The 22,464-nt window shown below is 32.1% G+C and carries 21 protein-coding genes; 16 read left to right on the plus strand and 5 right to left on the minus strand.

All coding sequences use genetic code 11. The features are described from left to right. Nucleotide 1 precedes the first annotated feature (1 nt). The 3 genes from ACWNT5_RS12825 to ACWNT5_RS12835 all read left to right on the plus strand — a co-directional run bounded on the left by ACWNT5_RS12825 (nucleotide 2) and on the right by ACWNT5_RS12835 (nucleotide 2,949). Nucleotides 2-994, plus strand: a complete 993-nt coding sequence (locus ACWNT5_RS12825; protein ID WP_299608102.1) for an AAA family ATPase — start codon at nucleotides 2-4, stop codon at nucleotides 992-994. Then, complete coding sequence (locus tag ACWNT5_RS12830) at nucleotides 994-2,328, plus strand: DUF58 domain-containing protein (RefSeq protein WP_299607881.1); 1,335 nt, start codon at nucleotides 994-996, stop codon at nucleotides 2,326-2,328. The genes ACWNT5_RS12825 and ACWNT5_RS12830 overlap by 1 nt, the downstream gene beginning before the upstream one ends. 201 nt (nucleotides 2,329-2,529) lie before the next feature. Continuing rightward, nucleotides 2,530-2,949, plus strand: coding sequence for a DUF2141 domain-containing protein (locus ACWNT5_RS12835; RefSeq protein ID WP_456517543.1), 420 nt, complete (start codon nucleotides 2,530-2,532; stop codon nucleotides 2,947-2,949). 83 nt (nucleotides 2,950-3,032) lie between these two features. Here ACWNT5_RS12835 and ACWNT5_RS12840 read toward each other — a convergent pair whose 3' ends face one another. Further along, the gene (locus ACWNT5_RS12840) at nucleotides 3,033-3,332 is read right to left on the minus strand and encodes a hypothetical protein (protein WP_299607885.1); all 300 of its coding nucleotides are present in this window, start codon (nucleotides 3,330-3,332) and stop codon (nucleotides 3,033-3,035) included. A gap of 166 nt (nucleotides 3,333-3,498) precedes the next feature. Here ACWNT5_RS12840 and ACWNT5_RS12845 point away from each other — a divergent pair, with 166 nt between their 5' ends. Continuing rightward, nucleotides 3,499-4,449: a LysR family transcriptional regulator gene (locus tag ACWNT5_RS12845; protein WP_456517544.1), complete on the plus strand. Its 951-nt coding sequence runs from the start codon at nucleotides 3,499-3,501 to the stop codon at nucleotides 4,447-4,449. 16 nt (nucleotides 4,450-4,465) lie between these two features. Here ACWNT5_RS12845 and ACWNT5_RS12850 read toward each other — a convergent pair whose 3' ends face one another. The 3 genes from ACWNT5_RS12850 to ACWNT5_RS12860 form a co-directional block, all read right to left on the minus strand. After that, nucleotides 4,466-4,663: a hypothetical protein gene (locus tag ACWNT5_RS12850; protein WP_246615842.1), complete on the minus strand. Its 198-nt coding sequence runs from the start codon at nucleotides 4,661-4,663 to the stop codon at nucleotides 4,466-4,468. 131 nt (nucleotides 4,664-4,794) lie between these two features. Beyond that, nucleotides 4,795-5,595, minus strand: coding sequence for a TIGR00266 family protein (locus tag ACWNT5_RS12855; protein ID WP_299899660.1), 801 nt, complete (start codon nucleotides 5,593-5,595; stop codon nucleotides 4,795-4,797). 113 nt (nucleotides 5,596-5,708) lie between these two features. Then, the gene (locus ACWNT5_RS12860; protein ID WP_456517545.1) at nucleotides 5,709-6,164 is read right to left on the minus strand and encodes a DUF4442 domain-containing protein; all 456 of its coding nucleotides are present in this window, start codon (nucleotides 6,162-6,164) and stop codon (nucleotides 5,709-5,711) included. A gap of 154 nt (nucleotides 6,165-6,318) precedes the next feature. On the opposite strand from ACWNT5_RS12860, the gene ACWNT5_RS12865 reads away from it, so the two are divergent. The 7 genes from ACWNT5_RS12865 to ACWNT5_RS12895 all read left to right on the plus strand — a co-directional run bounded on the left by ACWNT5_RS12865 (nucleotide 6,319) and on the right by ACWNT5_RS12895 (nucleotide 12,256). Continuing rightward, on the plus strand, nucleotides 6,319-6,771 hold the full coding sequence (locus ACWNT5_RS12865) for a DUF4870 domain-containing protein (RefSeq protein WP_299607899.1): 453 nt from the start codon (nucleotides 6,319-6,321) through the stop codon (nucleotides 6,769-6,771). Between the two features lie 6 nt (nucleotides 6,772-6,777). Then, complete coding sequence (locus tag ACWNT5_RS12870; RefSeq protein WP_299899662.1) at nucleotides 6,778-7,311, plus strand: zinc metalloprotease; 534 nt, start codon at nucleotides 6,778-6,780, stop codon at nucleotides 7,309-7,311. 54 nt (nucleotides 7,312-7,365) lie between these two features. Further along, nucleotides 7,366-7,707 carry a PadR family transcriptional regulator gene (locus ACWNT5_RS12875; protein WP_027392197.1) on the plus strand — a complete coding sequence of 114 codons (342 nt, stop codon included), beginning with the start codon at nucleotides 7,366-7,368 and terminating at the stop codon, nucleotides 7,705-7,707. Next, nucleotides 7,704-9,464, plus strand: a complete 1,761-nt coding sequence (locus tag ACWNT5_RS12880; protein ID WP_456517546.1) for a PspC domain-containing protein — start codon at nucleotides 7,704-7,706, stop codon at nucleotides 9,462-9,464. The genes ACWNT5_RS12875 and ACWNT5_RS12880 overlap by 4 nt, the downstream gene beginning before the upstream one ends. A 49-nt stretch (nucleotides 9,465-9,513) precedes the next feature. Then, complete coding sequence (locus tag ACWNT5_RS12885; protein ID WP_456517547.1) at nucleotides 9,514-10,233, plus strand: head GIN domain-containing protein; 720 nt, start codon at nucleotides 9,514-9,516, stop codon at nucleotides 10,231-10,233. A 166-nt stretch (nucleotides 10,234-10,399) separates the two neighbouring features. Beyond that, nucleotides 10,400-11,182 carry a DUF4440 domain-containing protein gene (locus tag ACWNT5_RS12890; RefSeq protein WP_456517548.1) on the plus strand — a complete coding sequence of 261 codons (783 nt, stop codon included), beginning with the start codon at nucleotides 10,400-10,402 and terminating at the stop codon, nucleotides 11,180-11,182. Nucleotides 11,183-11,398: 216 nt separating this feature from the next. Then, complete coding sequence (locus ACWNT5_RS12895) at nucleotides 11,399-12,256, plus strand: GIN domain-containing protein (RefSeq protein WP_456517549.1); 858 nt, start codon at nucleotides 11,399-11,401, stop codon at nucleotides 12,254-12,256. Nucleotides 12,257-12,316: 60 nt separating this feature from the next. Here the strand turns inward: ACWNT5_RS12895 and trxB are convergent, their stop codons facing one another. After that, nucleotides 12,317-13,285: a thioredoxin-disulfide reductase gene (gene trxB / locus ACWNT5_RS12900; RefSeq protein ID WP_299607917.1), complete on the minus strand. Its 969-nt coding sequence runs from the start codon at nucleotides 13,283-13,285 to the stop codon at nucleotides 12,317-12,319. A gap of 272 nt (nucleotides 13,286-13,557) precedes the next feature. Here trxB and ACWNT5_RS12905 point away from each other — a divergent pair, with 272 nt between their 5' ends. The 5 genes from ACWNT5_RS12905 (at nucleotide 13,558) to ACWNT5_RS12925 (ending at nucleotide 22,381) form a co-directional block, all read left to right on the plus strand. Next, nucleotides 13,558-14,175, plus strand: a complete 618-nt coding sequence (locus ACWNT5_RS12905) for a trimeric intracellular cation channel family protein (protein ID WP_299899672.1) — start codon at nucleotides 13,558-13,560, stop codon at nucleotides 14,173-14,175. A gap of 220 nt (nucleotides 14,176-14,395) precedes the next feature. Next, nucleotides 14,396-15,589 (plus strand): enoyl-ACP reductase FabV, encoded by a 1,194-nt coding sequence (fabV, locus tag ACWNT5_RS12910; RefSeq protein WP_456517550.1) that lies wholly within the window; start codon nucleotides 14,396-14,398, stop codon nucleotides 15,587-15,589. 274 nt (nucleotides 15,590-15,863) lie between these two features. Beyond that, on the plus strand, nucleotides 15,864-19,667 hold the full coding sequence (locus tag ACWNT5_RS12915) for a M48 family metallopeptidase (protein WP_456517551.1): 3,804 nt from the start codon (nucleotides 15,864-15,866) through the stop codon (nucleotides 19,665-19,667). 143 nt (nucleotides 19,668-19,810) lie between these two features. Next, complete coding sequence (locus ACWNT5_RS12920; RefSeq protein WP_456517552.1) at nucleotides 19,811-20,335, plus strand: hypothetical protein; 525 nt, start codon at nucleotides 19,811-19,813, stop codon at nucleotides 20,333-20,335. 162 nt (nucleotides 20,336-20,497) lie between these two features. Further along, nucleotides 20,498-22,381, plus strand: coding sequence for an OstA-like protein (locus tag ACWNT5_RS12925; RefSeq protein WP_456517553.1), 1,884 nt, complete (start codon nucleotides 20,498-20,500; stop codon nucleotides 22,379-22,381). Nucleotides 22,382-22,464 lie beyond the last annotated feature (83 nt).

Consider the following 22,464-nt stretch of genomic DNA (forward strand, 5'->3'; position numbering starts at 1 on the left):
TATGGAAGAAACGACAGAAAACCCTTTAGAATTCAATAATAGAATTGATCTAAAAGACTTGCAAGAATCTGTACAAAAGATAAAAGAAGAATTAGGCAAGGTCATTATTGGTCAACAAGAAATGATCGAATTATTAATTATCTCCATATTAGCTAATGGCCATTCATTAATAGAAGGAGTTCCTGGTGTTGCCAAAACCGTAACAGCAAAACTTCTTGCCAAAACAATGGCTGTGGATTTCAGCAGAATACAATTTACACCTGATTTAATGCCAAGTGATATTCTTGGTACGTCTATTTTTAATGTAAAGACTTCAGAGTTTGAGTTTAAAAAGGGTCCTATATTTTCCAATATTATTCTAATTGATGAAATCAATCGCGCTCCTGCAAAAACACAAGCAGCACTTTTTGAGGTAATGGCAGAGAGGCAAATTACTATAGATGGTATTAAAAATGAAATGAAAGCACCATTTCTTGTATTTGCAACTCAAAACCCAATAGAACAAGAAGGAACTTACGCATTACCAGAAGCTCAGTTAGATCGTTTTTTATTCAAAATAAACGTAGGTTACCCATCAATGGAAGAAGAGATCAGCATCCTAGAAGGACACGATCAACGAAAAAATGAAATTCCTACCGATATTATTCAATCGATTTTAACTGCTAGTCAAATTGCAGAATATCAAGGAATCATTAAGAGTGTGATTATTGAAAAAAATCTTTTGACCTATATCGCTTCTATTATTAGCAATACCAGAGATAACGGAAATTTATATCTGGGGGCATCTCCACGTGCATCAATCGCGATTATGAATGCCTCTAAAGCGCATGCAGCTATTAATGGAAGAGATTTTGTTACACCAGATGATATTAAAAAAGTAGCTCCTTCTGTGTTAAGACATAGAATTATATTAACTCCTGAAAGGGAAATGGAAGGGTTCACAACTGAAAAAGTAGTATTACAAATTATCGAAACCATAGAAATTCCTCGTTAGTGAAAGCCTTTTTGAAAAGTTTATATTTTAAAAAATTATTCTTTACCGTATTTTTTTCAATTACGGCACTTTTTATAGTTTCCTATTTCTACGAGAGTCTTTTTGGTGTAGCTAAACTTTTAATATACACCTTACTAGTTATTACTTTTTTCGATATTCTATTATTGTACAGAAATAAAACCGGAGCCAAAGCTGCAAGAATTCTTCCTGAAAAACTATCCAATGGAGATCAAAACCCCATCCATATTAGGGTTTCTAATAGCTATCGTTTTAAAATTAGCATAAGAATTATTGACGAAATTCCAATTCAGTTTCAAGAACGAAATTTTGAAATAACATCTACTCTTAAAACATCTCAGGAAAAACAGTTTAATTATGAACTAAAACCTGTTGAAAGAGGAGAATACCATTTTGGAAATGTTAATATATTTACCAGTTCGCCAATAGGATTAATAGAACGCAAGCAAAAATACTCCAATGAAGAGATGGTGCCTAACTATCCATCCTTTTTACAACTTAAAAAATATGAATTCATAGCATTTACCAATAAGCTAAAGTTATATGGTTTAAAAAAGATCAGAAGAATTGGTAATACTTTAGAGTTTGAACAAATTAAAGAATATGTTACTGGAGATGATATTCGTAACATAAACTGGAAAGCGACCGCAAAACGAAATCATCTAATGGTAAACCAGTACCAAGATGAAAAATCTCAACCTATATATTCGGTAATTGATGCTGGTCGAGTTATGAAAATGCCTTTTAATGGATTAAGTCTATTGGACTATGCCATAAATGCTACGTTGGTAATTTCTAACATCGCCATAAAAAAGCAAGATAAAGCTGGAATGTTTACCTTTTCAAGAAATGTAAAAAACATGGTTGTTGCTCAAAGGAGAAAAGGTCAAATGAATACAATTCTGGAGACTTTATATAATATTAATACCGATTTCTCAGAGTCGGATTATGCTAGACTATATACAGATATAAAGAGAAATATTAATCAAAGAAGTCTATTGCTATTATATACTAATTTTGAAACATTAGATGGTCTCAACAGACAGTTACCATATTTGCAAGCTATCGCAAAAAATCATCTATTGGTGGTTATTTTCTTCAAAAATACTGAACTGAAATCTTTTCTAGATGAACCAGCTCATTCTACAAAACAAATCTTTGAAAAAACTATTGCCGAAAAATTTGTTTACGAGAAGAAAATGATTGTTAACGAACTGAGCAAACATGGTATTCACTCTATACTAACCGCTCCAGAAGATCTTACAGTCAACACTATTAATAAATACCTTGAGATTAAAGCCAGAGGTTTATTGTAACTATCAATTCATACTTCTATCTTCAGTTTTTTGTTGTTCTTAGGTGGTCTGAAAAACTTATGTTATTCACTACTCCTTCAACATACTACATTTCATCAGCCAAATTCTACAGTTGAGTTAGATACTTTATAAAGAGTACCATGATTTTTAGACTTTTGAATCATCAAAACAGAATAATAAAAATCAAAAAACTAAACTCTTATGAAAACTCTTGTATTATTTTTAACCATGACAGCCATCAACTTTGTAATGAATGCACAAGACACCCAAGGCATAACCATCACAGTTACTGTTCCTAATGTATCTAGTTCTGATGGTGCTGTACTATTTGGATTGTATGATGAGGCTACTTTTATGAAAACTGCTCCTATTCAATCTGTTAAAGGTGAAATTAAAGATGGAATTGCTAAAATTACTTTTACCAATATTACTCCTGGAGAATATGGAATCTCCTGTGTACATGATGCTAATAGTAATGAAAGAATGGATTTTGAAGAAAATGGTATGCCAAAAGAAAGTTATGGGATATCTAATAACAATATGAGTTTTGGACCTCCATTATGGAGCGATGCTAAATTCGAAGTTGGTAATGAAGATTTAGAACTAGAAATCAGATTCTAAGCGTCCGAAAAACAATATACATCAATCAAAAAAAAGGGTTTTGCTTTAATTAAAGTAAAACCCTTTATAAATTCTATAATATATTACCCTTCGCAATCAAGTTCGCTAGCATCTTGTAATGCTTCTTCTAAGTCTGCATCTTCTACCAACGGACATCTATCTAATTCATTTAAATAGGCAATGGAAGCAGCTTTAAAAGCTTCACAATTTTCTGCAGTGGGATCATTAGAATATCTTTCTAATGTAGCACTATAGTTTTCTACCGCAGCTAAAGGCACACATCCTCCTGTTAGATCTTCAATAACATCCTCTTCAGAACAAGAAGTAAAAAATGTAAATAGTCCTAATCCTAGTATTAATGTTTTTTTTGTAATTGATTTCATCACTTATCTTTTTTTATTAGTAAAGTTTTTTCAATGTTTAGTGTATACAAAAAGAAATAGGTAAACATTTTTAAAGAAAAAATTCAATAGAAAAAACAAATTTTTAGCATATTCTTAATAAGTTTTATCGATAGCTTTTCTATTTTTGTCAACCTAAATTAACATCATGACCATTACACAACTACGATATGTATTAGCTGTTGCTGAGCATCAAAACTTCACGAAAGCAGCAGAAAAAACCTTTGTAACACAGCCAACTTTAAGTATGCAAATCCAAAAACTGGAAGAAGAATTGGCTATTTTAATTTTTGACAGAAGTAAAAAGCCTATTGAATTAACAGAAGTAGGCAAAAAATTAGTGCAGCAGGCAAGAAATATTGTTAATGAGAGTGAACGTATACAAGATATTGTAGATCAACAAAAGGGATATATAGGCGGCGAATTTAAATTAGGAGTCATTCCAACTGTAATGCCAACATTACTCCCAATGTTCTTACATAATTTCATTAAGAAATATCCTAAGGTAAAATTAAAAATTGAAGAGCTTACTACAGAGGCAATTATAGAAAGATTACACGATGGACATTTGGATGCGGCAATTGCAGCAACACCATTGCAGAACGAGAGTATAAAAGAGCGTGTATTATACTACGAACCATTTGTTGGTTACATTCCTCCAAGTCATAGATTAAACCAAAAGAAAAAAATAGATGTTGCTGATTTAGATATAGACGATATGTTACTTTTAGAGGATGGACATTGTTTTAGAGATGGTATTGTAAATCTTTGCAAAACACAAAAGAGCTATGACGAAGACCATTTTCAATTAGAAAGTGGAAGTTTCGAAACATTAGTAAAATTATCTAATGAAGGCTTAGGCATGACACTACTTCCTTATTTGCATACCTTAGATATTAACGATAAAGAAAAAAGTAATCTACATTTCTTTAATGAACCCTCTCCGGCAAGAGAAGTAAGTTTGATTTATCATAAAAGCGAACTCAAAATGCAAATCATTGAGGCATTACATACTACCATAGCTGGTGTAGTAAAAGGAGCGATTACATTTCAGAATGTGGAAATTATTAGCCCTATAGCAAAAATAAAAAGCGACTAAAAAGTCGCTTTTTTCTTTATGATTTTAAATAGATTAAACAAGGTTCTAACTCTGGTTTATTTACTGCTAAAGATTGAATCCAAAGTTTTAATTCTTCAATCTCGTGGGGAAGTAATCTGTTTAGTGCTTTAATTACTTCTTTTGTAAATAGATTAACATCAAAACTAACTTTTTTTAGTACAGTTTTTGTGTAATCAAACATCGCTCTCGCCATAAATTAATAAGGGATTAAGTTATTAGTTTAACACAAGTAATTGTAGGATTATACTTACATTTTTAAAGTTGTTAAGTCTAATATAGTCAAATAAAACTAAAAAACCGTCTTTTAACCCTTATTTAACTTAATTAAAAACTATTGTCGCCATCTAATAAATCTCCTAAACCTCCGAGAATACTGCCTTCTCCTCTACTTTTACCACCTGCTCTTGGTGCCACTGCTAATACTCGATTAGCTAATCGACTAAATGGTAAAGACTGAATATATACTACTCCTGGTCCCGTGAGAGTAGCAAAATATAATCCTTCTCCACCAAAAATGGTATTTCTGATACCTCCCACTAATTCGATATCATAGTTTACTCCTTTGGAAAATCCTATAATACAACCTGTATCTATTTTTAATTTTTCTCCCGGTTGTAATACCTTTCTGGCTGTTGTTCCTCCAGCATGTACAAATGCCATTCCATCACCTTCCAATTTTTGCATGATAAAACCTTCTCCTCCAAATAAACCTCTTCCTAATTTTCTAGAAAACTCTATACCCACAGAAACTCCTTTTGCAGCACATAAGAATGCATCTTTTTGGCAAACAAACTTTCCACCATATTCAGTAAGATCAATTGGAATAATTTTTCCTGGATAAGGAGAGGCAAAACTAACACGCTTTTTTCCTACTACCTCATTATAAAAGGCTGTCATAAATAAACTCTCTCCCGTAAGTAATCTTTTCCCTGCTCCAAAGATCTTTCCCATCACTCCTTGATCCTTTTGGGAACCATCTCCAAAAATGGTGCTCATTTTTATGCCATCATCCATCATCATAAAGCTCCCTGCTTCTGCAATAACACCTTCCTGAGGATCTAATTCTATTTCTACATATTGCATCTCTTCACCATAAATGGTGTAGTCAATTTCGTGTGCTGTCATATTTGTAATTTATTTATTGATTAATGAATATCTTTATATATGAGTTCATAATTACGCAAAAACGTTACAAACTATTTTTGGTAAATCAATAAAATCATTCTCAAGAAAGAGAATTAACTTTTCAGTTTTATCGTCCATTGAAAATTAAAGATGGAAACTTCTACACCATCTTTATTCGTTCCTACAGATTTCATCCATATCGTTTGTCCTTCTCCTGTTTCGATGGTTTTCTTAATAGCTTCCTTAATCAAATCCCCATCGTTACAAACAAAAGTTATTCTTCCTGTAGCCTTTTTCGTAAATGTAGCATTATTAGTAGCTACAAGCATGGATATTTTCTTACCACTCTGATATATCTGACCAGAAACCATCGCTCCTGTACTCATCTCTGCAGCCATACCCTGAACAGCCCAAAACATAGAATTAAATGGATTTTGATTCATCCATCGGTGTTTAACACTAACTGTACAACTAGATTCATTAATCTTTTTTACACGCACCCCACATAGCCAAGCAGAAGGCAACTTAAACATTGCGAAGGTGTTGATTTTTCCTGGTGTCATCTTCATAAAATACATTTTAAGTCTTCTAAAATATTGAAAAAGAATGGACATACAAAACATTATTAAATCTTAAATTTATGTTAAATTACGGTACTATGTTTTGCATAATACCTTCTTTTAGATATATATTTGCATAAGAAACTATTATATACTTTTAAAAATGTCAACTAATAACCATAATAACATCGCAACTTTTATGCACCTTGGAGTATTCAGTAAATACTTTATACCTTTTGGAAATTTCATTGTTCCTATCCTACTTTGGACTACGAATAAGGAAAAATCAGACTTCATAAATGAGCACGGTAAGGAAGCTATTAATTTTCAGTTAAGTGTACTGTTGTATACAATCATATTAGGAATGATATCTTTTCCATTTTTCATTTTTAACATTTTTGGAGATGCCACCTTATTCGATATTTTCAATCACAATGGTTTTGATATCAACTTTTCCACGGATGGTGGATTTAGAACGTTAATAGGTGCTTCTTTTGTTGGAGTAATTGCACTGATAGGTTTTTTCTTAGAAATTATTTTCATCATATCCGCTGCGCTAAAAAGTAATAAAGGAGAAATATATAGGTATCCATTAACCATAAGATTTATAAAGTAAATTAGAATGAATTCATCAATCAACATAAAATATATTCTAATTACTGCCATAGCAGTGGTATCCTCCTTCTTTTTTCATGAGTTAGCTCACTTCATCACTGGGAAACTCTTAGGATATGAAATGGGAATGACTCTAAATTCAGCATTTTTGTTAGAAGGAGAATACCAGTATGGTTGGCATCAACAATTGGTAAGTGCAGCCGGACCAATGTTTACTATTATTCAGGCATTTGTTATTTTCTATTTTATTAGAAAAACAAACAATAAATACTGGTATCCATTTTTATTTTTTGCATTTTACTCTAGAGTACTGGCAATGATTATATCTATTTTTAATCCCAATGATGAAGCTAGAATTAGTGCCTGGTTAGGACTTGGATATTGGATATTACCATTAACAGTAGGATTTACATTATTTATATTATTAGTTAAAACATCGAAAGAGCAGAAATACAATTTAAAATTTAACCTAATCAATTATTTTTTATCTACTGTCTTTATCGCAGGAGTTGTATTTTCAGATCAATATATACTTAAATAACCATCAATCATTAATCAAAAAATGAACAGTTTAACTTTTTAAAAATTCAGTTTTATGAAGATCGAAAACACAAAAGCGCAAATGCGTAAAGGTGTTCTGGAATATTGCATACTTTCAATTCTTAAGGACGATGATGCTTATGTAGCGGAGATTTTAGAAACACTTAAGGACGCAAAGATGCTCGTTGTAGAAGGCACAATATACCCTTTATTAACTAGGTTAAAGAACGCCGGATTACTAAGCTATCGCTGGGAAGAGTCTACATCAGGACCACCTCGTAAATATTACGGACTTACTGAAACAGGAAAACTATTCCTAAAAGAACTAAATACCACTTGGGACGAATTACAAAATGCAGTAACCATTGTTACTAAACAAAAAAAGAAACAAAAATGAACAAAACAGTTAATATAAATTTAGCAGGCATATTTTTTCACATAGATGAAGACGCTTACTTAAAGCTGCAGCGCTATATTGAGGCGATAAAACGTTCATTTACTGACTCTCAAGGAAGGGATGAGATTATTGCTGATATCGAAGCTAGGATAGCCGAGCTTTTCAGTGAAAAAATAAAAGACGAAAGACAAGTAATCGGTATTAAAGAAGTCGATGAAGTAATTGAAGTAATGGGACAACCCGAAGATTATAGATTAGATGAAGAAATCTTTGAAGACGAGCCTAAAACATCTTACCAGAGACCAACAAAATCTAAACAATTATTTAGAGACACCTCTAATTCTTATGTAGGTGGGGTAAGTTCTGGATTAGGACATTATTTAGGAATTGATCCTATTTGGTTAAGAATAGCATGGATATTATTCACCATCTTTTCTAGTGGAGCTTTTATTCTTATCTATATAGCATTCTGGATTTTTGTTCCAGAAGCAATAAGCACAGCAGATTATTTGGCGATGAAAGGTGAAGCTGTAAACATCAGTAATATTGAAAAAAAAATTAAAGAAGGATTTAATGATGTTGCCGATAAAGTAAAGGATGTAGATTACCAAAAATATAGTGATAAAGTAAAAAGTGGATCTACGAGTTTCTTTGAAGCACTTGGAGATGTTTTATTAGTAATACTGAAAATATTTGTAAAGTTTATCGGAGTACTTCTAATCCTGGTAGCTGGTATCACTTTAATTAGTTTGTTTATTAGTTTATTTACTGTAGGTACATTTGGTTTTATCGAAACTCCTTTTACAGAATATATCGATGTGGTTAATCGTCCTAATGTTCCAATTTGGTTAGTATCCATGTTAACATTATTTGCAGTTGGAATTCCATTTTTCTTCCTATTTATTCTAGGCTTAAAAATTGTAATAAACAACTTAAAATCTATAGGAACACCAGCAAAATTAGGATTATTAGCGGTTTGGATCTTTTCTGTAATCGGATTAACTATAGTTGGAATTCGTCAGGCAACTCAAGAAGCTTATGATGCAGAAGTGATTGAAGATTCTAGAAATTTATATCTAAACCCAACTGATACTTTAAACATTAAAATGGTCGGTAACGATAGATATGTAAGAGGTCTGTACCATAGAAATGATTTTAAAATCAAACGAGATGAGAATGATAACAAAGTAATTGTAATCCAGGATATAGAAATATTCTTAAAAGAAAATAGAGAAGATTCTATTCCTAAATTGGAAATTAGAAAAAATGCAGAAGGAAGTAGCTATGATGAGGCAAAAGAAAGAGCTGCTGCATTAAAATACAATTACGATATCAAAGGAAACACCTTGTTATTAGATGGATATGCCATCACCGATTATGCACAAAAATACAATGATCAGGAAATCGAAATTATAATTTCCATCCCTGAAGGAATGACTGTATTTGTTGATCAAAACACATCAGGATTTAACAACTCTTGGAAATACAATGATTACTTAACAGTAGACGGAAAAGAAGAAAAGTATTTAACATTAACAGATGGTAAGCTTACTTGTCAGGACTGTCCAAAAGACGAATGGCAATACAATGAGTGGGAAGATGATGATAACGATACTAACGACGGTGTAAAAATCAATATCAACTCTGAAGATGAAAACGCCAACCTAAAAATTGATGAGGATGGTGTTCAAATCAAAAGCGAAGAAGTTGATATTAAAATAGACGAGAACGGAATAAAAATTCAAACCGATAACTAAAAATAATAATCAAAAAACGAACAGTTTAATAAATTAATCAATCCTAATTATGACAACAATAGCAAAAATCATCGTTACTTTATGTGTTACTGCCTTATGTTGCTCTTGTAATATAGCTTTTGACGGAATTAGAGGAGAAGGCGAAGTAATCAGAAAAGAGAAGACCATTAACGAAAACTTTGATACTATAAAATCAAGTCGAGGTTTAGACGTAGTTTTGACAAACAAAAAAGATAGAAAAGTAATTATAGAAGCTAATGAAAATCTACATCAACATATAGAGGTTTATGTAGAAAAAGAAACACTTTATATTACTTCTGATAAAAACATCTATCAGGCAGATGAAAAAACTGTATATGTATCTTATGATAAATTAGGTAAAATCTCTGCAACTAGTGGTTCTCGAGTAACTTCTCAAGGACCTGTTGTTCAAAAAGATTTAGCAATTAGCGGAACAAGCGGTGCGGATATTGAATTAAAAGTAAAAGCAGAAACCCTTACCACATCAGTAACTAGTGGCGCTATGATGGATCTTACTGGAAAAGTAAATAACCATAAAGCAAGTGCTACAAGTGGCGCAGACATTAGAGCTAACGAATTATTAAGTCTCGTGTCTGAAGCAAAAGCTACTAGTGGTGCTATGATTAGAATTCATGCCAAAAACCAATTCACTGGAAAAGCAACTAGTGGAGCTAATATCAATTATTATGGAGCACCAGAAAAAGTTGATGAAGTAGAAAATTCTGGAGGAAATGTAAAGAGACACTAAAATTAAAACCTAACCAATAAATACAAACTAGCCAACCACACCAACCACACCAACCAAAAATACGAACCACCAGAAAAGCATCCACTGTTGACAGACAAGTTATTTAGATATTTTACGCTTTTCAGGTGGTTTATTTTTTTTAAAACGCAATCAATCAAAAAACAAAATGAAATCACAATCAAACTATTTCACCCTATGGGTTTGCATCCTATTGTTTGCGAACTTTCATATCCAAGCACAACAACCAAATCCAAAAAATGATCTAACCCAAACAATTCTAAAACTAGACTCAGAATTCTGGGAATCTTATAACACTTGTAATATCGAAAAATTTCGAACTTTTTTTAGAGAAGATTTCGAATTCTATCATGATAAAGGAGGACTTACCAAAGGGCTTCAAAAAATGATGTCTACTGTAGAAAATGGATTGTGTAATCCAGCTGGTCCTAGAGTTCGAAGAGAAGTAGTAGAAGGAACTGTAGCGGTATATCCGCTTAACAACTACGGAGCTATTATTAGTGGCGAACACCTATTTTATGTAACAGAAAAGGGTAAGGAAGAACAATTAACCCAAATTGCAAAATTTACACATGTATGGCAACATAAAAACGATCAATGGGTAATGACCAGAGTATTGAGTTATGACCATCAACCAGCTCCGCAGAATACAGATAAGAAAGAAATTTTACTATCAGATAAAATATTAGAGCAATATTTAGGCACTTATAAAGCTCCACAAACAGGAACCGTGGTTATCACCAAAAAAGACAATTTATTAGAAATTAAAGCTGGTAAAATGCAATCCATTGTGCATCCACAATCCGAAACCTTATTTTTTCATAAGCAGAGTCCCCTAACCTTTGAGTTTGTAACAGAGAATAAGATAGTTTCAAAGATGATCGTTCGTGAAAACGGGAAAATAGTAGAAGAAGCTAAGAAATTGAATTAACTAATATTGTACTTAAACCACAACCTGTCCATTCTGCTCTTTACAGATAAAAATGACCTCTAATCCTATAGAGGTTATTTTTTTGGTACACCTTTTGGAATATGTCCTTTTGTAAAATTATCTTTATAGTACAAATATGATTTGCACAGATAGTTTTAGCAAATTAATTATACTGAAATGAAAAAATTAAAGTTTAAAAATAAAAACTTTCGCACTATGAGAACTTGGATGCTTATTGCATTATTTATTATTAGCTTAGGAAATATATATGCTCAGAAAGAAAAAATAAAAGGGAATAAAATTGTTGTGACAGAACAAAAATCCGTTGACGCCTTCCATACCATACAACTCAATGATAATTTCGAAGTTACAATTCAGGAAGACAGTGATAATCTAATTAGTATTGAAGCAGACAGTAACTTACAGGAAATCATTAATATAAGCGTAAAAGATAGTGTTCTAACAATTAAATCAGACAAAAGAATAAAGCGCTCCAAAGCACTAAATATTAAAATTGGATATGCTCAGGATTTAAAGAAAATAGTGTCTTATAATAAGGTACACCTTAAATCAACTGCTCTTATTAAAACTCCTGCGATTAGAATCGAATCCAATGATGACACTGAAGTATTCCTTAGTATCGAAGCTGATCAAACTACCAGTGTTTCTAATGGTAAATCAAATGTAGAATTACATGTACAAACAAATGAGGCTTTTTACCAAGTAAATGATGATGCAGAACTAAAAGGAATTGTAGAAACAGATAGCCTAAAAGTAGATTTATACCAAAAAGGATATGCAAAATTAGAAGGAAAAACAACTTCAATGCTACTAAGAGCAGATGGTAATACAGATTTTTATGGAGAAAAGTTAACTTCAGAAAAAACATCGCTAATCGCAGAAGGTTCTAGTGATTGTTATGTTATAACCAATCAAGAAATCACTATTGAAGCAAAAGATGAAACTGAAATTTATCTTTTAGGAGAACCTATTATCAAAATGACTCAATTTGCTAATGAAGCCACTTTGTATAAGAAAAAAATAGATTACAGTCCCGGTTTATTGAAATTATAGAAAAAAATAGCCTTATAAATTTTAAAACTTATCAGGCTATTTTTTTTAACAAATGTATTTTTAAGCAGAAACTTCTTCACTAGTTTCAACTGTGGCAAGATATCTTTCTGCGTCTAAGGCTGCCATACAACCCGTTCCAGCCGCAGTAACAGCCTGTCTATACTCTTTATCTTGTACATCCCCAGAAGCAAACACACCTGGAAGATTTGTTTTTGTTGATTTACCTTCAGTAATAATATATCCAGTATCATCCATATCAATCTGACCTTTAAATATATCTGTATTAGGTTTATGCCCAATAGCTATAAAAAGACCTGTAATTGAAATTTCCGATTTTTCTCCTGTTTGGTTGTTTACCATTCGTAAACCTTCAACTACCTGATCACCTAAAACCTCATCTACCTCGGTATTATAAAGCACTTTCAGATTAGGTGTAGCATTTACTCTGTGCTGCATCGCCTTAGAAGCTCTCATATAATCTTTACGCACTAGCATTGTTACACTAGAACATATATTTGCTAAATAAGTTGCTTCTTCTGCTGCTGTATCTCCTGCTCCAACGATCGCAACATCTTGTCCTTTATAAAAGAATCCATCACAAACCGCACAAGCAGATACTCCTCCTCCTCTTAGCTTTTGCTCACTTGGTAAGCCTAAGTATTTAGCAGTCGCTCCTGTAGAAATAATTACTGCTTCTGCTTCTATTTCCTTTGTATTATCTACAGTAACTTTATGAATTCCTCCAACCTCTGTACTAAATTCTACTGCAGTTACCATTCCTATACGAACCTCAGTTCCAAAACGCTCTGCTTGTTGTTGTAACTGCACCATCATCGTTGGACCATCAATCCCTTCTGGATAACCAGGAAAGTTGTCAACTTCTGTTGTGGTAGTTAATTGACCACCAGGTTCCATACCTGTATACATAACTGGTTTAAGATCCGCTCTAGCTGCATATATAGCCGCAGTATAACCTGCAGGCCCTGAACCTATAATAAGGCATTTTATTCTTTCTATAGTATCTGACATAATCTTCACTTTAATTACTGATGTAAAAGTAGCAATTTGAAGAGAAACCTTACACTAAAGTTATTAAGAATTGTTATCCACTTATAGACATCTTAAATAGATCATTTCTTGGAACTTTTTACGGAACATCTTCAAATAAGTAATTGACTATCAGACAACTTTAAAATAAAAATAAAAATTAAAACAAATATTCTTAAAGAAAAACCATAATTATCAACATAAAAAATCATAATTAAGATTAGATACCCTACATTTAATCAAAATTAAAAAGGATGACTTTTTTTGATATTTTAGACATCTTAGGAACCATCGCATTTGCTATTTCAGGAGCTTTGAGTGCAATGAACCGAAAATTTGATCTTTTTGGAATATTCATTATTGCCTTTGTAACTTCTATTGGAGGCGGAACACTAAGAGATGTATTGATTGGTGCTACACCTGTTTCCTGGATGCAAAATACACTAAACCTTTATTTAATTAGTGGCGTTACTATCTTATCTATCATCTTTAGAAATAAATTGGATTATCTTAAAAAATCTCTTTTTTTATTTGACACTATCGGATTAGGAATTTTTACAATTATTGGAGTAGAAAAAGGAATACAAACAGATCTTGCACCTATAGTCTCGGTTGCTCTGGGAGCCATGACAGGATGTTTCGGTGGCGTTATTAGAGACATCTTATGTAATGAGATACCTGTTATTTTTAGAAAAGAAATATACGCTACTGCATCGATAGCTGGAGGAATTTGTTTTATGGTGTTATATCAACTCAATACGCCTATGAACATCATTTACGTAAGCACAACACTCTTGATTATTGTCATCCGTTTAATAGTTGTAAAATATCGAATATCATTACCTTTATTTACAGTTATTACCAAAAAGTAATAATAATTTTGTCATAAAAACTCACTATCTAGAACTAAACGTTTTACCTTTTTATTGAAAGTGATTCGAACTTAATTAGAAATAATATTCTTTTTAGAAAACTTTTATAGATTTCATGATTAAATTTATCTTATTTAAAAAAAATACTAATATCCCATTATTTCTTTGGAAATAGGTACTTTTTGGGCTATGTTCGTAACATCGGAAAAGAAATTGCACAATGATCATAGAACCAAGAACTCGCGGATTTATCTGCTTAACGGCACACCCAAAAGGATGTGAAAAAAATGTCCTAAATCAAATAAATTATGTCAAATCAAAAGATCCTATAGAAGGTCCAAAAAATGTTTTAGTCATTGGTGCTTCTACAGGTTTTGGTTTAGCTTCCAGAATTACCAGTGCTTTTGGTTCTAATGCTGCAACAATCGGAGTGTTTTTAGAAAAACCTCCCAAGCCCAATAGACCTGCTTCTCCAGGATGGTACAATAGTGCAGCTTTCGAAATGCAAGCACATCAAGCAGGTTTATATGCGAAGAGCATTAATGGAGATGCTTTTTCTGATGAAATCAAACAGCAAACAATCGAACTAATTAAAAAAGATCTTGGACAAATTGATCTTATTATCTATAGTCTTGCTTCGCCAGTGAGATTACATCCTAAGACAGGTATAAAACATAAATCAGTTTTAAAACCAATTGGTGGTGTTTACACGAATAAAACCGTTGATTTTCATACAGGTGATGTTTCGCAAGTGTCTATTGATCCTGCAACAGAGGAAGATATCACGAATACCATTGCAGTTATGGGTGGAGAAGATTGGTATTTTTGGATAGATGCTCTACAAAAAGAAAATCTACTAGCTCCAAATGCTACTACTGTAGCATATTCCTATATCGGTCCTAAACTTACAGAACCAGTGTATAGAAAAGGAACTATTGGTCGTGCCAAAGATGATTTAGAGGCTACTGCTTTTAAAATTTCCGATAGTCTTAAAAGTATTAATGGTAAAGCATATGTTTCTGTAAATAAGGCTTTAGTTACACAAGCAAGTTCAGCTATTCCGGTAATCCCATTATATATTTCGTTGCTATACAAAATCATGAAAGAAAATAATGTTCATGAAGGTTGTATAGAGCAAATGGAAAGACTATTCTCAGAAAGATTATACACTACAGAGCAACCAAATACTGATACGGAAGGTAGAATAAGAGTTGACGACTGGGAAATGAGAGAAGATATTCAAGCTCAAATAAAGGATTTATGGGACAATGCAACCACGGAGACTTTAGGAAGCATTGGTGATCTCGAAGGTTATAACACTGATTTCTTCAACCTTTTTGGTTTTAAAGTAGAAGGAGTGAATTATGATGAAGATGTGAATGAAATCGTGGAAATTCCTGGTTTGCAGAATTAATTTAACTGAGTCTTATAAAATCATTTTTTATAAACCTGTATTTGATATCTAATTGTTAGTGTTTGTAATAGTTTCTCGTAATTATTAAACACTTGATAGTTAATAATTTGATCCCTAATATAAAAAAATGGATTATTAAGGGTAACATTTTATACGTATTTGACACTTACCTAAGAACATCATAATCAATAGTCTCCAAAATGCATGGCAATTGTTGTCGAGCTTTCTTATAGACTAATGTTCTTTTTTAACTAACCATCAAATAATGCGTATAATGAAAAGTTTATACTCTAAAAGTTCTCATAGTATCCCAGAGGGACTAACAAAACCTTCTTCTTCTTTTAAAAAGTTTGTTTGGCTGTCTGTACTTGGACTCCTATTTTTTATTATTATTTATATTACATTAATTATCTGGTTTGGAAGATTAGCCTATTATTCCTTTATGGAAGGTGATACTTTTTGGAATTACATACTAGCTGGTGGATATGCTTTTTTAAGCTTATTCATGATAAAATCTCTTTTTATTTTTAACAAACGAGAAAAAAAACCACTAGATGTATTCATTACAGAAAAAGAAGAACCTGTACTTTTTGATTATTTATACAAATTAGCCGACGAAGCTGGAGCTCCCAGACCAAAAAAAGTATTTTTATCTCCTCGTGTTAACGCAAGTGTATCATATGATTTATCAATTATCAACTTAATCTTTCCCTCGAAGAAAAACTTAGAAATTGGTTTAGGATTAATGAATGTTCTAAATCTTGGTGAATTTAAAGCTGTATTAGCACATGAATTTGGTCATTTCGCTCAACGTTCTATGTTACTTGGAAGATATGTCTATATCGCACAGCAGATAGCTGTACAAATAATTAACAAAAGAGACATTTTCGATAATTTCTTAGCTGGTATTTCAAGTATAGACATTCGGATAGCCTGGATAGGTTGGATATTATCCATACTGGTTTGGGCAGTTCGTTCATTAATCGAAACATGTTTTAGCGTGGTTATGATTGCTCAAAGAGCACTATCAAGAGAGATGGAATTTCAAGCAGATCTTGTTGCCGTATCATTAACTGGTAGCGATGCATTGATTCATGCACTATCCAAATTACAAGTTGCAGACGAAGCATATGACCATGCTTTAAATACTGTAAACACCAAATTAGACGATAAAAAGGCTATTTATAATTTATACAAACTACAGACTAATTATATAGAAAAAATGTCTTGGGTATTGGACGATCCAACTTATGGAAAATCACCTAAAGTATTAGATATTAATCCTGAGCTACATAGAGTTTTTGGAAATAGAGCTTTTAACCCTCCAAAAATGTGGTCTACTCATCCAGCCGATAAAGACAGAGAAGAAAACGCTAAAAAAATATACATATCGGCTCCTATAGATGAAAGACCCGCAGAAATCCTATTATCAGATGCTACTAAATATGAAGTAGAGATGACTGCAAAATTAATCGCTACCAGCAAAATTGAATCAGAGATAATATCTGATGAAGAATCTCTGAAATTTCAAGATAAAGAATATTTCAGCTGGACTTTTTTAGATCCAAAATATCGATCTAATTTTTTAAATAGGTTTTTCACTTTAAATTTTAAAGATACGAATGAGATGTATTCTATGAATATGACCGAAAGTGAAATTACTTCTAATTTTGATGTTATTTATCAATCAAATCTCACGGAAAAACTAGAAGCTTTAAAGGAAGTTAAAGAAGAAATTTTATCTTTAAACCTTATCATTAATGAAGCAGTAACAATCGAAAAAAGAGAAATCTGGCATCGAGGTGAACGAATTAAAAGAAAAGATGTTAAAACAATTCTTCAAAAATTAGAACAGGAAGAATCTTCGATTTTAGATGATCTTAAAAAACACGATACGATATGTCGATCTACATATTATCACGCTGCTACTTTTTTAGGTGGTAACTGGAACGACTATCTAAAATCTGTTAGTAGTTTGGTCCATTATGCCGAACATGCTATTGCCGATTTAAACGATGCTGCAACAAAATATCACAATGTTGTTAATATAGCGCTAGCAGATGGAAATGTTAGTTCAGATGAACTTACAGATATTATAAATTCCGGAAATGATTATTACAAATCTATTCGTTCTGCATTTCAGAAGAGTACCGAAATAAAACTAAATAAAGAACTACTAGCTAACTCCACAAAAGAGAAATTCTCCGATTTTTTTGAAGAATTAAAACTATCCTCACCAACAAGTGATAATATAAGTAAGTGGTCGGAGGTAGTCGATGGATGGGCTGGAGAGGCATTAAACGGCTTAAACTTTTTACGAAGTTCTTCATTAGAACATCTATTAGACATAGAAGAAGAAATTAAAAAATCATTTCTTAACAAAACTCCTATTACAAGGACATTACCCGATCCGATCAACACTGTAAATTCATACAAATTGCTTACTCGTGGTAATGAAAGACCTATTCAACGAAAGTTAAAACTATGGGACCGATTTATCATAGGTGAAGGCTTTTTTGGCGCTACTGCTAAATTTGCAATTTCCTTAACTTTAATCGGAGGAGCATTGTTTCTAGGAAGCTTTTCTCAATCTACAGATCTAACCATTTACAACGGACTAGAAATGGATGTTACCGTAGTCTTAAATGGAGAAAAGGAATTAGAAGTTGAAACAAAAGATAATATTACAGTATCTGTAGATCATAACACAGATTATCATATCGTTGCCTATGATCCAAATGGAGAAGTTATTGAAAACTTTATGGAGTCTACAAGTTCTCCTGGCAAAGAGTATGTTTATAATGTAAGTAACGCAGGTGTTTTCTTTGAATATACGGCTTACTACGGACCAGGAAATGGTTTTAGACCTAAGCAGCGTAATATAGGAGCCTCCAGATGGTTTCATAGCAACGCGGATTATATTTTAGAAACCCCACCAGAAATGGATGATGAAGGAACAAGAAAAGACGTTTTAGTAGCCTATAGTGATAATCCTTATGATATGATATCGATTGTAGAGGATTCTACAGAATTAAACAAACTAATTAATACTCATGTTTTATGGGATTCTAGCACTAGTAACAATTTATTATCCTGGATGAGTTTATTACCCTATGTAAAAAATCCTAACTCCATAATTGATAAAAGAATAGAGCGTTTAGGAAATGACATTATTGCAAAAAGAGCCAAAATGGATATGGTTGGCGATGATGAGAAAAACAAAATATGTAATGAAATTCAGCAGTCCTTTGAGAAAGAAAAAGACAATCCAGATTTATACTACCTAAACACAAGGTGTTTAGAAGATTCTAAATATCAAGACAATACTTTTGTCCAAGGATATGAAAAATGGCCCAATCATTCATGGTTAGCTTACGCCGCTGCAAATATTTATGGTCAAAATGAAAATTGGGAAAAGAGTCTTGAAGCTTTTAACGAAGCTAGTAAGATAAATGGTCTTAAAGGAGTAATTGCTTTAGATGCTGAAAGAGTTCGAAGAAAAATCAATAAAAACAAAAGACCTTTAAAAATAAACTTTACTAGTGATGATCTGGAATATTATCTAAATATTGACCAAGGAAAACTTAATAAAATAAATGGTGATCCATACTATGTATACGTACTTATGTCGAAAGGAAAATTAAAAGAGGCATATAGCTTTATTAAGTCCAACGAAACATTTAAACCATTTATTCTTAGGTTTCTTGCCATTTCTGAAGGAGCTAGCGAAGAAATGAAAAATGATGTCAAATTGTTAGATGAGAAAGAAGGTATAAATAGTCATTCAATATGGTATGCATTAGCCTGGAATATCCTAGAAAAAAATGAATACTCAAAAATCATCAATGAAATTAACCAAATGGGGGTTTCCTTTGTAGACCTGAATAAATTCATTGAGTCCATTAAATCTAATAATTATACGGCTGCCGAAAATATTATTAAAGAACAACGGCTATATTTCAAAGGACATATGTATGCTTTGGGATATATTATTTCAGAACATAAAGCACCAGAAATATGGAAAGAACATGCAAATCAACTATTATTTGCTCATGAACAACCATTTTTAGGAAACTAAATTTTGATAACTTGGAAATACATCCTTTCTCAGCCAGCTACTAACTAAAGTGGCTGGTTTTTTATTCTTAAAATGCAATTAATAATTAGAAACATTAGTTTTGACTACTTTTATAAATAAATTGATTTGTATCTATATTATTTATGACAAACTTTGAGGAAAGATTGACAGGTGGGCATCCCAATTCTTTAGGTGATACGGTAGAAGTAGTTGAAGAAGTATTAGCCGAAAACGAACTTTTTAATGAGCTATTCAATTGTTATTTTAGTAATGATGAAATTGTTAGGTTAAGAACTTCTAACGCTATGAAACGAGTTTGTAAAGTTAATAGACCTTTACTGATTCCATATATAGATAGATTTTTATCAGAGATTTCCAAAATTGATCAAGCTTCTACACAATGGACTTTGTCTCAATTGTTCGAAATGTTAGAGAAAGAAATGAGTGATGGACAAATCAAAAAAGCAAAGGAAATCATGAAAAACAACCTAGCTAATCATAATGATTGGATTGTATTGAATCAGACCATGAATACGCTAACCAAATGGTCTAAAAAAGATGAGAATCTAAAATTATGGATCATTCCGCACTTAGAAAGGTTGACTTCAGATACTAGAAAATCAGTTTCTGGAAGAGCGCAAAAAATGCTTAAAGCTTTGGGATTATAGTCTTTAATTCCATGAAACCAAAACTACGGGTAACATACTTACACTATCATCTTTTGATTAAGTGATAAAATGCAACAAAACAACATTTGAAAAGTATTTATAACGGAAGACGTACAATCATTACATACAAATTTCGTTATTTTGCAGACAAATCAGAAATACTTGAAAAATACATTTTTCTATATAGTTTTTACACTACTGTTTTCTTCAATTGCCTTTTCTCAAGAGAGCAAGAAAATTAAGGTTCAATCAGACCGTACCATAAAAAATGAAGAGCGTTTTCCAGGAGCTACCATTTTGGCGAAGGTGAATAAACAGGTATTTATCGAACATGAGGGAATTGAAATTTGGTGTGATCAAGCTGTTCATTATGGAGAAGACAAATTTGTAAGAGCTTTTGGGAATGTAAAAATGAAGCAAGGTGACACCCTAACTATGACAAGTGCGTATGCAGAATATAATGGGAATAGTAAATTCGCTTATGCTAGAGAAAATGTTTTTTTAGAGACTCCTTCTAATACTTTAAATACAGACACGCTATTCTTTGACAGACTTCGTCAACAAGCATATTACCGAAGTGGTGGAACGGTAAAAGATTCTTCTAATACGTTAACCAGTAAAATCGGAAGGTACTTTATGGATAGAAAACAATATTCATTTAATACTCAAGTGAAAATTGTAAATCCAGAAAACACGGTAGATTCCGATCGATTAGATTATTACACCGAAAATGGACATGCGTATTTATATGGTCCTTCTACCGTAAAAGGAAAAGAAAGTACGTTATATTGTGAACGTGGTTTTTATGATACTAAAGTAAAAACAGGCTATGCGATAAAAAATGCACGAATTGATTATGACAATCGTACTGTATTTGGAGATAGTATCTTCTATAACAGTGCTATACAATTTGCTTCTGCTACTAATAATATCAAAGTTTTAGATACAGCTAATAATTCTGTTATCACGGGCCATTATGCCGAAGTTTTTAAAGACAAAGATTCGGTTTTTATTACCAAAAGGGCCTTAGCAGCTACATTACAAGAAAAAGACTCTATTTATATCCATAGTGACACACTTATGGTTACAGGAAAACCTGAACATAGAATCATGAATGGCTTTTATGATGTTCGAATTTTTAAAAGTAATATGAGTGGAAAGAGTGATTCTATAAATGTAGATCAAACTACTGGTTATACCAAAATGGTAGGCAGACCCATTTTATGGTCTCAGAGAAATCAGATGACAGGAGATACAATCAAAATCATTTCTAATACAGAAACTGAGAAATTAGATTCTCTTGTTGTATATCAAAATGCATTTCTTGTTCAAGAAGATACTCTTAAAGCTGGTTACAATCAGGTCAAAGGACAAACGCTCTATGGACTTTTTAAAGATAATGAGATATACCAAGTAGATATTGACAAAAATACCGAGACAATTTTTTATCAAAGGGAAAGTGAAGGTGAATTAAAATTGATAGGTATTAATAAAGTATTATCCAGTTCTATAAAACTGCTACTCGAGCAAAGAGAAATTGTTGATGTTTATTATTATCAAAATATTGATGGCACTTTATATAGAGAAATCGATTTACCAGAAAATGCAAGAGAATTATCTGGTTTTGTATGGCGTGGCGATGAACAGATACTTAGCAAAAAAGATCTTTTTAGAGGAGAATCTCCTCCAAAACTAACGAAGATCACTGGAATTCCATTACCCGTAGAAGATGAAGATTTCTTTGATGAAGAAACCTTAAAACGATTGGAGGAAAACAAGTCCGAAGGTTCTCGTTTATTAGAACAAAGGCTAGAGGATGCAGAACTCAAAGAAACAAATGAAGAGCTAGATAAATCTACTGAGAAAAAAATCAATGAGGAATTGAATAACGCTAAGAAAAAAGATTCTACCTCTTCCAAAAAGAAGTCCAAAAAGGTAAGCTTTGTAGACCCAAACTTAAATCGCACTGCAAAAGAAAGAGATAGCATTACAGTAACAACGCTTAAAAACACGAAAAAAACAGACACTGTTAACAGAGAAAAGTAATACCTTCTTTTTACGTTAAAACTCACCAGTAAGATAAACTTCATAAGATATTTAAACTCCCATTAGTTTGGATTACCTTTGCC

The sequence above is a fragment of the Aquimarina sp. 433 genome (genome assembly GCF_054054605.1).

What these genes read in the sequence shown, in the direction of transcription:
- ACWNT5_RS12920 (WP_456517552.1), top strand. Translation starts at nt 19,811, where the DNA reads ATGACAAACTTTGAGGAAAGATTGACAGGTGGGCATCCCAATTCTTTA.
- ACWNT5_RS12915 (WP_456517551.1), top strand. Translation starts at nt 15,864, where the DNA reads ATGAAAAGTTTATACTCTAAAAGTTCTCATAGTATCCCAGAGGGACTA.
- ACWNT5_RS12890 (WP_456517548.1), top strand. Translation starts at nt 10,400, where the DNA reads ATGAAATCACAATCAAACTATTTCACCCTATGGGTTTGCATCCTATTG.
- fabV (WP_456517550.1), top strand. Translation starts at nt 14,396, where the DNA reads ATGATCATAGAACCAAGAACTCGCGGATTTATCTGCTTAACGGCACAC.
- ACWNT5_RS12885 (WP_456517547.1), top strand. Translation starts at nt 9,514, where the DNA reads ATGACAACAATAGCAAAAATCATCGTTACTTTATGTGTTACTGCCTTA.
- ACWNT5_RS12825 (WP_299608102.1), top strand. Translation starts at nt 2, where the DNA reads ATGGAAGAAACGACAGAAAACCCTTTAGAATTCAATAATAGAATTGAT.
- trxB (WP_299607917.1), bottom strand. Translation starts at nt 13,285, where the DNA reads ATGTCAGATACTATAGAAAGAATAAAATGCCTTATTATAGGTTCAGGG.
- ACWNT5_RS12875 (WP_027392197.1), top strand. Translation starts at nt 7,366, where the DNA reads ATGAAGATCGAAAACACAAAAGCGCAAATGCGTAAAGGTGTTCTGGAA.
- ACWNT5_RS12905 (WP_299899672.1), top strand. Translation starts at nt 13,558, where the DNA reads ATGACTTTTTTTGATATTTTAGACATCTTAGGAACCATCGCATTTGCT.
- ACWNT5_RS12855 (WP_299899660.1), bottom strand. Translation starts at nt 5,595, where the DNA reads ATGACAGCACACGAAATTGACTACACCATTTATGGTGAAGAGATGCAA.
- ACWNT5_RS12850 (WP_246615842.1), bottom strand. Translation starts at nt 4,663, where the DNA reads ATGGCGAGAGCGATGTTTGATTACACAAAAACTGTACTAAAAAAAGTT.
- ACWNT5_RS12865 (WP_299607899.1), top strand. Translation starts at nt 6,319, where the DNA reads ATGTCAACTAATAACCATAATAACATCGCAACTTTTATGCACCTTGGA.
- ACWNT5_RS12835 (WP_456517543.1), top strand. Translation starts at nt 2,530, where the DNA reads ATGAAAACTCTTGTATTATTTTTAACCATGACAGCCATCAACTTTGTA.
- ACWNT5_RS12880 (WP_456517546.1), top strand. Translation starts at nt 7,704, where the DNA reads ATGAACAAAACAGTTAATATAAATTTAGCAGGCATATTTTTTCACATA.
- ACWNT5_RS12845 (WP_456517544.1), top strand. Translation starts at nt 3,499, where the DNA reads ATGACCATTACACAACTACGATATGTATTAGCTGTTGCTGAGCATCAA.
- ACWNT5_RS12870 (WP_299899662.1), top strand. Translation starts at nt 6,778, where the DNA reads ATGAATTCATCAATCAACATAAAATATATTCTAATTACTGCCATAGCA.
- ACWNT5_RS12840 (WP_299607885.1), bottom strand. Translation starts at nt 3,332, where the DNA reads ATGAAATCAATTACAAAAAAAACATTAATACTAGGATTAGGACTATTT.
- ACWNT5_RS12860 (WP_456517545.1), bottom strand. Translation starts at nt 6,164, where the DNA reads ATGAAGATGACACCAGGAAAAATCAACACCTTCGCAATGTTTAAGTTG.
- ACWNT5_RS12895 (WP_456517549.1), top strand. Translation starts at nt 11,399, where the DNA reads ATGAGAACTTGGATGCTTATTGCATTATTTATTATTAGCTTAGGAAAT.